Here is a 539-nt window from a genome sequence, read left to right as displayed (position 1 = left end):
CCTTCACGGATTGCGAAACGCAGACCGTCGTCCATCGCGATTGGGTGGATCAGAGTCACAACCATCTTGATGTTGTCGCCTGGCATTACCATCTCTACGCCTTCTGGCAGTTCGATGGTACCGGTCACGTCAGTTGTACGGAAGTAGAACTGTGGACGGTAGCCTTTGAAGAACGGAGTATGACGGCCGCCTTCGTCTTTGGACAGGATGTACACTTCAGATTCGAACTTGGTGTGTGGCTTGATTGAGCCTGGCTTCGCCAGAACCTGACCACGTTCGATTTCTTCACGTTTGATACCACGCAGCAGAACACCAACGTTCTCACCAGCACGGCCTTCGTCCAGCAGTTTGCGGAACATTTCAACGCCAGTACAGGTAGACTTCGCAGTCTCTTTGATACCAACGATTTCAACTTCTTCACCCACTTTGATGATACCGCGCTCTACACGACCGGTAACAACGGTACCACGACCGGAGATGGAGAATACGTCTTCGATTGGCAGCAGGAATGGCTTATCAATCGCACGCTCTGGTTCTGG

1 protein-coding gene is annotated in these 539 nt (G+C 51.9%); it reads right to left on the bottom strand.

Features of this window, described 5'->3' with window-relative positions; genetic code table 11:
- A partial coding sequence (locus tag VF709_RS24920; protein WP_255321543.1) for an EF-Tu/IF-2/RF-3 family GTPase occupies nt 1-539 on the bottom strand: 539 nt, incomplete at both ends.

The sequence above is a fragment of the Enterobacter sp. Lyrl_3 genome (genome assembly GCF_051948675.1).
Classification (GTDB): Bacteria; Pseudomonadota; Gammaproteobacteria; order Enterobacterales; family Enterobacteriaceae; genus Enterobacter; species Enterobacter cloacae.
Note: the sequence above shows the minus strand (reverse complement) of the source record. Positions and strands in the feature narration are given on the sequence as shown.